The sequence below is a fragment of the Micromonospora sp. HK10 genome, from assembly GCF_000982955.1.
Taxonomy (GTDB): domain Bacteria; phylum Actinomycetota; class Actinomycetes; order Mycobacteriales; family Micromonosporaceae; genus Micromonospora.
In genome coordinates this window covers 1-9564 of sequence record NZ_KQ058675.1, presented here as the reverse complement: position 1 = coordinate 9564, position 9564 = coordinate 1, and the positions used below count along the sequence as shown (strand labels likewise).

Here is a 9564-nt window from a genome sequence, read left to right as displayed (position 1 = left end):
CCGGCGCTGGCCGCCGCGCCGGCGGGTGCCGCTGGTGCTGCAGATGGCCGACGCCGACTGCGGCGCCGCCTGCCTCACCATGATCGCCCGGTGGCACGGCGTCGGGGCCACCCTGGCCGGGGTACGCGAGCGGCTCGACCTCGGCCGCGACGGCGTCACCGCCCGGGCGCTGCTCGCCGCCGGCCCCCGGTTCGGGCTCGCCGGCCGGGCCTTCCGGGCCGACCCGGCCCAGGTCGGCGCGCTGCCGCTGCCCGCCGTGGCGCACTGGGAGAACGCCCACTTCGTGGTGGTGGAACAGGTCGGCCCGCGCGGCGTCCGGCTGCTCGATCCGGCCCTGGGTCGCCGCCTGCTCACCCCGGAGGAGTTCGCCGCCGGTTTCACCGGCACGGTGCTGACCTTCACCCGCGACCCGCGGTCCGCGCCCGAACCGCCGGCCGCCCGGCCCGGGCTGCGCACCCGGCTGGGCCGGGCCCGGCCGCTGGTACGGCCGTTCCTGCCCCGGCTGGCCGCCGCGTTCAGCGTCTCGCTGGTCCTGCAACTGCTGGGGCTCGCGCTGCCGATGGCCACCACGGTCGCCTTCGACCAGATCATGCCGGCCCGGGAGACGGCGCTGATGCCGTACCTGGCGCTGGCCATCGTGGCGCTGGTGCTCACCCAGTTCGGGGTGGCCTACCTGCGGTCCCGGCTGCTGGTCACCCTCCAGGCCGGCGTGGACGCCACCCTGATGACCCGGCTCTTCGGGCACCTGCTCAAGCTGCCGTACGCGTTCTTCCGGCAACGGGCCAGCGGCGACCTGATGCAGCGGCTGTCCAGCAGCATCCTGCTGCGTGAACTGGTCACCACCCAGGTGCTCACCGCGGTGATCGACGGGGTGCTGGTGCTCGCGTACTTCGCGGTGCTCTTCGCCAGCGACCTGGCGTTCGCGGGGCTGGCCGCGGCCATCGGCACCGCCCAGGTGGTGGCGGTCGCCGTCGTCAACCGCCGGCTGCTGCGGCTCGGCCAGCGGAACCTCACCGTGCAGGCCGACGCCGAGAGCGCGTTGATGGAGGCGCTGTCCGGCATCGCCACGGTGAAGTCGATGGGCGCCGAACGGCAGGTCTTCGACGGCTGGCTGCGCCGCTACACCACGGCGCTGGACGCCGACGTGGCGCAGAACCGGCTCTCGGCCACCGTCGCCAACATCACCGCCAGCGTCCAGCTCGCCGGCCCGCTGGCCCTGCTCTGGCTCGGCACCGGGCGGCTCTTCGCCGGCGCCGGCCTCGGCGAGACGCTGGGCCTGCAGGCGCTCGCGCTCTCCGCGCTGACCCCGCTGGCCTCCCTGGTGGCCAGCGCCCAGGTGCTCCAGTCCGTCGTGTCGCACCTGCAACGGCTGCGGGACGTGTTCGCGGCGCGGCCCGAGCCGACCGGCGACCCGGACCTGCCCGCGCCCCGGCTGACCGGCCGGATCAGCGTGCGCGACGTGACCTTCCGCTACGACGGCACCGCCCCGCCGGTGCTGCGGGACATCTCCTTCGAGATCACGCCGGGGGAGAAGGTGGCCGTCGTCGGGCCCTCCGGCAGCGGCAAGAGCACCCTCGCCATGCTGCTCACCGGCCTCTACCGGCCGAGCGCCGGGGAGATCCTCTTCGACGGCGTGCCGCTGTCCCGGATCGACCCGACCGCGCTGCGCCGGCAGTTCGGCGTGGTGCTCCAGGAGAGCTACCTGTTCCGCGACTCGATCCGGCGCAACGTCAGCCTGGTCCACCCGGGCATCGGCATGCCGGCCATCCGGGCCGCCGCCGAGGTCGCCGCGATCGACCAGGACATCGCGGCGATGCCGATGGGCTACGACACCCAGGTCGCCGAGCGGGGCCAGGCCCTCTCCGGCGGGCAGCGGCAGCGGCTGGCGATCGCCCGCGCGGTCGCCGGGCAACCCGCCGTGCTGCTGCTCGACGAGGCCACCAGCCACCTCGACGTGGCCACCGAACGCCGGGTCGACCGGGCGATCTCCGCCCTGCGCTGCACCCGGATCGTGGTGGCGCACCGGCTGAGCACGGTACGCAACGCCGACCAGATCCTGGTGGTCGCCGACGGCCGCATCGTCGAGCGCGGCCGGCACGACGACCTGCTGCGGGCCGGCGGCGTCTACGCCGACCTGGTGCGCTGCCAACTGACCGACGACGACTCATCCCTGCCGGGAGGCGAACCGTGGCTGCCCGTACCGTGACGATCCCGCCCCCGGCGGCCGAACCCGGGGTGTTCCCGGCGCGCCGGGTCCTGGTGGCCGCCTGCGGCTCCGCCGACGTGCTCACCCTGCCCCAGTCGATCCTGGTGCTGCGGCACGCGCTCGGCCTCGACGTGCGGGTCGTGCTCACCCCGGCCGCCGCCCGGTTCGTGCCGGCCCGCTCGTTCAGCCTGCTGACCGGGCATCCGGCCCTGGTCGACGAGGTGGGCGACGGGGACGTGCCGCACCTGGCCCTGACCGGCTGGGCGGATCTGGTGCTGGTCCTGCCGGCGACCGCCAACACCCTGGCCAAGGCGGCGCTGGGTATCGCCGACAACCTGGTCGGCACCTGCCTGCTCGCCGCCGCCGCGCCCGTCGTCCTGGTGCCGTCGATGAACCAGGCCATGTGGGAGCGGCCGGCGGTGCGGCGCAACGTGGCCCGGCTGCGCGAGGACGGGTACCTCGTGGTCGAGCCGGTGCCGGTGCTCGCCCTGAGCAGCGGCACCCGGTCCGGCCGGGGCATGCCGCCGATCGAGGTGGTGCTGGAGCAGGCCGCCGCGCACCTGCGCGCGGCGGGAGCCTGCCGTGGCTGAGCCGCGTCGGACCGCCGGGCCGCGGATCGCCGCGCTGGTCACCGCGCTCGGCACGCTGCTGCTGGCGGTGGCGGTGGTCCCGTTCGTCCGGGCGTACGCCGACTCACCGGCCCGCCGGCCCGCCGCCGCGATCGGGGTACCCGCCGACCGGGCCGGCTGCGACGCGGAGCTGACCGACCCGGTACGCGGCGCCGGCGTGCACGTCGGTCCCGGCACCGCCGAGCCCTACGCCACCCGGATCCGGTACGACCTGGTGCCGCCCTCGTCCGGGCCGCACTTCGTGGTGCCCGCCCCGGCGGTGCGTCGGTTCTACACCACCCGCGACCGCCCGGCCGTGGAGATCCTGGTGCACAACCTCGAGCACGGCTACACCATCCTCTGGTACGTCGAACCGCTGCTCCGCGACCAGATCGAGCCGCTGCGGGCGCTGGCGGCCAAGTTCGGCGACGACCGGTACGGCGGCCGGTTCGTGGTGGCCCCCTGGGACCCGGGGTACGGCGAGTTCCCGGCCGGCCGCCCGCTGGCCCTGTCGCACTGGGGCGCGACGGCCGGCTACCGGCAGTTCTGTGCCGCGGTCAGCGGCGCCGCCGTCGAACGGTTCGTCCGGGCCCACCCGCCCGCCGACTCCCCGGAACCGACCGGGATGTGACCGTCGCGGCCGGGCGCCGGCAGCGCTGCCCGGCGATCAGCGGTGTCCGGTCGGTGCGTGTCGGGCGGTTGACCTGGCGGTCGCTGGAGACGCCCACCTGCCGATGGCGGGCGAACCCGCCCGCCGCCGGCCACGGCGGACCGGTCGGCTGGCGAGGCGGGGCGGCGTCAGGTCAGTCGCGACGGTCCTCGTCGGGCAGCGGGATCTCCAGGTTCTGCTCGATCGCGTCGGCCGGGTTCGGGGCGCCGCGTACCGCGTCGGCCAGGTCGGCCTGGTCGCTCGGCGGCACCAGCACGCCCTGCTCGGCCAGGTCCGCCTCGGTGGCCTCGGGCACCGCCCCGGACACGGTGTCCGGTGGCCCGACCACCGTCTCGTCCTGCCGCTGCTCCTGCGCGTCGGCCTCCGGCGGCCGGCCCAGCGGGTCGGCCTGCTCGTCCCAGCTCGCGGTCATCACAGCCCTCCGGTGGTGGTGCGCCAGGGCCCCCGCGTACCCGCGCCGGCACCGGTCATGCCCGCCCGGCCCGGTCGCCGCGCTGGTGGCCGGGTCCGGGCGTCGGGTGGCTCAGCGGGTCCGCTCGACGTAGGGCGCGCTCTGGTCGGCGACCTCACCGAACTCCCCGGGAAGCTGGGCGACGACCTGCTCGTACGCGTCGGCCGCCAGCGCCTCGCGGAGGACGTCGAGGACCGCGGTCACGCCGTCCCTGGCCTGGTCCACGTCCACCTCGGCGCGGCCGCTGACCCGTTCGACGAAGACGTCGAGCCCGAACCGCTCGGCGGTCTCGCCCGGGCCGAAGGCGTACGGGCGCAACGCCTCGGGAAGCTGGTCGGCCAGGTCGCGCGCCTCGCCGCCGTCGATCCGTTCGGCCAGGGTGGTCAGCGTGGCGCGGGTGAGCGCGGTCGCCTGCTCCGCCGACGTGCCCGCGCGGGTGGCCACCAGGTCGATGAACTGGTTGTCGTCCACGTTCAGCGCCCTTCTCTCGGGTGGATACCCGGGCTTCCCCGCCACCACTCGATCAAACGGGGGCGCGGCGGCCGCACCGGTGGCGGCGGCCGGACGGCAGGCGCGGTGGGTGCCGGCCCGGCCCGGCCGGGTAGCGTGCTCGGCGGTGGAACCAGGGGCGAGGGGGTCCGACAGTGCAGACGACGACCGTGGACGTGCCGACCGGCGACGGGGTGGCTGACGCCTGCCTGGTCCGGCCCGACGGGGCGGGGCCCTTCCCGGCCGTGCTGCTCTTCATGGACGCGTTCGGGCTGCGACCGCGGTTGACGGAGATGGCCGAGACGATCGCCGCCCGCGGTTACCTGGTGCTGGTGCCGAATCTCTTCTACCGGTCGGGCCGGACCCCGCTGGTCGACCTCTCCGGGCTCGGCGACGAGACGCAGCGCGGCGCGCTGTTCCAGACGCTGTCCCCGATGATCGCCGCGCTGACCCCCGACGCGGTGGCCCGGGATACCGCCGCCTACCTGGACTTCCTGGCCGGCCAGCCGGACGTCGCGGCCGGCTCGGTGGCCGTCACCGGCTACTGCATGGGCGGCACGAACGCGCTGCGCGCCATCGAGGCGCACCCGGACCGGATCGCCGCGGCGGCCGCGTTCCACGCCGGCCGGGTGGTCACCGACGCCCCGGACAGCCCGCACCGCGGCGTCGGCGCGGTCACCGGCGAGCTGTACTTCGGCCACGCCGACCAGGATCCGTCGATGACCGCCGAGCAGATCGCCACCCTGGAGCGGAGCCTGGACGCGGCCGGGGTCACCTACCGCTCGGAGGTCTACCCGGGGGCCCGGCACGGCTACACCCAGTCGGACACGCCGATGTACGACGCGCAGGCCACCGAACGGCACTGGGCCGCGCTGTTCGACCTGTTGGACCGCACGTTCCGTCGCTGACCACCCGGGCGGTCCCGCCCGCCGCGCGCCGTACCGCCCGGCGACGGCCGCCGTGGCCGGTGCCGGCCGGCCCGCGACGACGATTCACCGCGACCGCGTCGGGTATCCGCCGCCATGCCCGACGAGCGTGCGACGGCGGACAGGGTCCGCTCACCGCTGGACCGGGCCGCCGAGGAGGGCGGCCGGGCCGTCGCCCGGGTCCGTAGCGAGAGCGGGCAGGCCGGGCGGCTGCGAAAGCGGCAGCTGGAGATCACCCTGGTGATCGCGGTGCAGGCCGGGTTGGCCGCCGCGCTCGCCGCGCTGCTCGCGCAGCACCTGCTCGGGCCGGGAGCGCACGTCTTCGCGCCGGCCGCCGCGGTTGGCACCATCGCCACCGCGATCGGCCAGCGCGCCCGCCGTACCTTCGAGCTGCTCGCCGGGGTCGGCGTCGGCATCGCCGTGGGTGACCTGCTGCGCGCGCTGCTCGGCACCGGGGCCTGGCAGACCGGGGCGGTGGTCGCCCTGGCCGTCGCGGTGGCCCTGCTGGTCGCCGGGCGGGGCGGCGCGCTGGTCGGGCAGGCCGGCGGTACGGCGGTGCTGATCGCCACCCTGGCCCCGATGCAACCCGGCCTGGAGGTGCCCCGCATCTTCGACGCGCTGGTCGGCGGGCTGGTCGGCATCCTCGTGGTGGCGCTGCTGTTCCCGGTCAACCCGCTGCGGGTGCTGGACCACGCGGCCGAGCCGGTCTACGGGGGGCTCACCACGCAGCTCGACGCGGTCGCCCGCGCGCTCACCGACCGGGACGCCGACGCGGCGATCCGTGCCCTGGACGGGCTGCGCGGCCTGGAGAGCGACGTGGGCCGGCTCAACGACGCCCTCAGCGGCGCCGAGGAGGTGGTCACCATCGCCCCGGCCCGCTGGCGGCGCCGGGCCCAGTTCCACCGGTACGCCGACGGCACCCGCCACCTGGAACGGGTGATCCTGTACAGCCGGTCGATGGCCCGTCGGTGCGCCACGCTCCTGCAGTACGGCGAGCCGGTCCCGGCGGAGCTGCCCGCCGCGCTGACCAGGTTCAGCGAGGCCATCCGGCAGCTGCACCGCGAGTGCCGCTCCGAGGCGGATCCGGAATCCGCCCGCCGGCTCGTCCGGGAGAGCGCCGAGCAGGCCGGCCGGGCCTGGGCCCAGGGCGTCCGGGTGTTCGGGGACGCCGTGATCACCGACCTGCGTACCGCCGAGAGTGAGGTGCTGCGCGCCACCGGATGCCCGGCCGGCGAGGCCAACCGGATCGTGCGTCGGGCGGCCGGGGCCGGCGAGGCGGCGTTGCGCCCACCGGCGCGGGCCGAGCTGATCACCCGCCGGCACACCGCCCGGGCCCGGCGCCGGACCCGGATCGAGCGGCGCGCCCACGGCCGGCGCCGGCCCACCGGTCCGGCCGCCGCTCCGGTCCGGGCGCCCGCCGGATGACCGGGGCCGACCGCGGGTGTCCGCCGGTCCCAGGCCCGCGGGCCGCGCCCCGGGACCGGGCGGTACGCCCGTTCGAGATCTTCTTCGACCTGGTCTTCGTCTTCACCCTCACCCGGATCATGGTGCTGATCGGCCGGCCACCGACCGCGTCCACGATGGGGCAGGGTCTGCTCCTGCTGGTGCTGCTCTGGTTCGCCTGGTCGTCGTTCACCTGGCTGGGCAACCAGACGCCGGCCGACGTCGGCGTGGTCCGGGCCGGGTTCCTGGTCGCCATGGCGGCGCTCTTCGTCGCCGCGCTGGTGATGCCGCGGGCCTGGACACCCGCCCCGGGGCTGGACGGTCCGCTGCTCGTGGCGCTGGCCTACGTGCTGCTGCGGGCGGTCCACCTGGCGCTGTACCACCGGGCGGCGGGCGACCCGCCGGGGCTGCGGCAACGGATCCGCTTCTTCGCCGTGATCAGCGCCGTCAGTTGGCTCCCGCTCCTGCTCGGCGCGCTGCTGGCCGGCGCCGCGCACACCACCCTCTGGGTGCTCGCGTTCCTGGTGGAGGTCGGCGGGCAGCGGCTCTCGTACGCGGCGCGCGGTGCCTGGCCGCTGCGCGCCCCGAACTACTTCGCCGAGCGGCACGGACTCGTCCTGATCATCGCCCTCGGCGAGTCGCTGGTCGCCGCCGGGGTGGGCGCCGGCTCGGCGGCCACCAGGCCGGCCGTGCTCGGGGTGGCGCTGCTCGGCCTCGCCAGCACCGTCTGCCTGTGGTGGCTCTACTTCGACCGGACGGCTCCCGCGGCCCGCCGGATGCTGGCGCGGGCGCCGGAGGACCGGCGGGACCGGATCGCCGCGGACGCCTACAGCCAGACCCATCTGCTGCTCATCGTCGGGGTCATCTACCTGGCGCTCGGCGTGGAGCAGGTCCTCGCCCACGTCGCCGAGGAGCATTCCGCGCCGCTGGGCTGGCCGGGCGCCGTCGCGCTGTACGGCGGCGCGGGCACGTACCTGGCCGGTCGGCTGCTGCTGGGCCGGCTCACCGGGCAGGCGGTCCGGCCGGCGGCGGCGGTCCTCGCCGTGGCGGTCCCGCTCCTGCTGCCGCTCGGGCGGGCGCTGCCGCCGGCCGCGGCGCTCGGGCTGCTCACCGCGCTGCTGATCGCCGCCACCGTCGCCGATCGGCTGACCGGGTCGGGCCACCCGGCCGCCGGCACGGACCCGGCGGGCATCCCGACGGGACCGGCCTGAGGCCGCCGGCGCGGACCCGGCGGGCATCCCGACCCGGCCGGCCCGAGGTTACCGGGCGGGGAGGCCACGGGCCGGAAACTGGCTCCTCCCGGTCCGGCCGGCGCTGGCTACCGTCTGCCCATGAGCATCGATCCTGCGGGGTTGACGCGGCGCTTCGCCGCCCTGACCACCGCCCACGTCGCCGACGCCTGCCTGCGGGCCGGTGTCGCGGTGCGCTGCGCCCCGGCCGGGGTGCGGCCGGTGGTCGCCGGCGGACGGGTGGCGGGGCGGGTGCTGCCGGCCCGGCACGCCGGCAGCGTGGACGTCTTCCTCGAGGCGATCGACCGGGCCGCCCCCGGCGATGTGCTGGTGGTGGACAACGGCGGTCGGACCGACGAGGCGTGCGTCGGCGACCTCGTCGTGCTGGAGGCGCGGGCGGCCGGCCTGGCCGGCCTGGTCGTGTGGGGCCTGCACCGGGACACCGGCGACATCCGGGCCCTCGGCCTGCCGGTGTTCAGCCTCGGCGCGACACCCACCGGGCCGCAGCGGCTCGACCCGCGGCCGGCCGACGCGCTGGCCGCCGCCCGGGTCGGGTCGTGGACCGTGGGGCCCGCCGACGTGGCGCTGGCCGACGCGGACGGGGTGCTGTTCGTGCCCGCGGACCGGGCCGGCGACCTGTTCGCCCTCGCGGAGTCGATCCGGGACACCGAGCGGCGGCAGGCCGACCGGATCGGGGCCGGCGAGTCGCTGCGCGCGCAGGTGGGCTTCGACGCCTACCTGGCCGGCCGCGCGGAGCACCCGGGGCTGACCTTCCGGGAGCACCTGCGCGCGGTCGGCGGCGCCATCGAGGAGTGAGCGCCGGCCGGCTCAGGCGCCCCGGGCGAACAGCGCCAGCCGCACCCGGTTCGGGCTGTCCGTCTTGGCCATCAGGCTGGTGATGTGGGTCTTCACGGTGGTGACTCCGATGTGCAGCCGCTCGGCGATCTCCAGGTTGGACAGCCCTTCGGCCACCAGGTCCAGCACCTCCTGCTCGCGGGTGGTCAGCCCGGGCACCGCCCGGGGCGTCCCGGCCTGCGCGTCCACCGCGCGGCGCACCAGCCGCCGCAGCACCTCCTGGCTGAACGGGCTGTCGCCGCCGGCGGCCCGGCGGATGCCGTCGAGCAGGTCGGCGGGGGGCGCGTCCTTGAGCAGGAAGCCGCACGCGCCGGCGGCGAGCGCCGGGTACAGGTGGTCGTCGTCGCCGAACGTGGTCAGCACCACGATCCGGGTGGCCGGACGCCCGGCCAGGATCCGGCTGGTCGCGGTGATCCCGTCGACGCCGGGCATGCGCAGGTCCATCACCACCACGTCGGGCAGCAGCCGGGCGGCCAGGGTGACCGCGTCCCGGCCGTTGTCGGCCTCACCGACGACCGACAGGTCGGGCTGGGCGTCGCAGAGCATGCGCAGGCCCGCGCGGATCAGGTGCTGGTCGTCGACCAGCAGCACGCGGATCACGCCGGCTCCGGCGCGGCCGGCGTCTCGCGGGTGCCGCGGGGCGCGGGGGCACCCGCCCCCGCCCCGCCCGGCACCCCACCGCCCGGT

General features: G+C 76.6%; 10 protein-coding genes. 7 read left to right on the top strand and 3 right to left on the bottom strand.

The window, feature by feature from the left end:
- From LQ51_RS03085 to LQ51_RS31070, 3 genes are all read left to right on the top strand, one after another.
- A partial coding sequence (locus LQ51_RS03085) for a peptidase domain-containing ABC transporter (RefSeq protein WP_046563102.1) occupies positions 1-2206 on the top strand: 2206 nt, incomplete at its 5' end.
- Complete coding sequence (locus tag LQ51_RS03080) at positions 2188-2796, top strand: flavoprotein (RefSeq protein WP_052744737.1); 609 nt, start codon at positions 2188-2190, stop codon at positions 2794-2796. The genes LQ51_RS03085 and LQ51_RS03080, both read left to right, overlap by 19 nt.
- Positions 2789-3445 (top strand): DUF3105 domain-containing protein, encoded by a 657-nt coding sequence (locus LQ51_RS31070; RefSeq protein WP_052744736.1) that lies wholly within the window; start codon positions 2789-2791, stop codon positions 3443-3445. The genes LQ51_RS03080 and LQ51_RS31070 overlap by 8 nt, the downstream gene beginning before the upstream one ends.
- A gap of 172 nt (positions 3446-3617) precedes the next feature.
- Here LQ51_RS31070 and LQ51_RS03070 read toward each other — a convergent pair whose 3' ends face one another.
- Both LQ51_RS03070 and LQ51_RS03065 read right to left on the bottom strand, forming a co-directional pair.
- Positions 3618-3896 carry a hypothetical protein gene (locus LQ51_RS03070; RefSeq protein ID WP_046563099.1) on the bottom strand — a complete coding sequence of 93 codons (279 nt, stop codon included), beginning with the start codon at positions 3894-3896 and terminating at the stop codon, positions 3618-3620.
- A 111-nt stretch (positions 3897-4007) separates the two neighbouring features.
- Complete coding sequence (locus LQ51_RS03065) at positions 4008-4406, bottom strand: DUF2267 domain-containing protein (RefSeq protein WP_046563098.1); 399 nt, start codon at positions 4404-4406, stop codon at positions 4008-4010.
- A 173-nt stretch (positions 4407-4579) separates the two neighbouring features.
- Here LQ51_RS03065 and LQ51_RS03060 point away from each other — a divergent pair, with 173 nt between their 5' ends.
- From LQ51_RS03060 to LQ51_RS03045, 4 genes are all read left to right on the top strand, one after another.
- Positions 4580-5332, top strand: a complete 753-nt coding sequence (locus tag LQ51_RS03060; RefSeq protein WP_046563097.1) for a dienelactone hydrolase family protein — start codon at positions 4580-4582, stop codon at positions 5330-5332.
- Positions 5333-5446: 114 nt separating this feature from the next.
- A complete protein-coding gene (locus tag LQ51_RS03055; RefSeq protein ID WP_046563096.1) occupies positions 5447-6775 on the top strand; it encodes an FUSC family protein in 1329 nt (442 codons plus the stop codon).
- On the top strand, positions 6772-8004 hold the full coding sequence (locus LQ51_RS03050) for a low temperature requirement protein A (RefSeq protein ID WP_046563095.1): 1233 nt from the start codon (positions 6772-6774) through the stop codon (positions 8002-8004). Before LQ51_RS03055 ends, LQ51_RS03050 begins: the two co-directional genes overlap by 4 nt.
- A gap of 120 nt (positions 8005-8124) precedes the next feature.
- Complete coding sequence (locus tag LQ51_RS03045) at positions 8125-8838, top strand: RraA family protein (RefSeq protein ID WP_046563094.1); 714 nt, start codon at positions 8125-8127, stop codon at positions 8836-8838.
- A 12-nt stretch (positions 8839-8850) separates the two neighbouring features.
- Here the strand turns inward: LQ51_RS03045 and LQ51_RS03040 are convergent, their stop codons facing one another.
- Positions 8851-9477, bottom strand: coding sequence for a response regulator transcription factor (locus LQ51_RS03040; protein ID WP_046563093.1), 627 nt, complete (start codon positions 9475-9477; stop codon positions 8851-8853).
- Between the last annotated feature and the right edge of the window lie 87 nt (positions 9478-9564).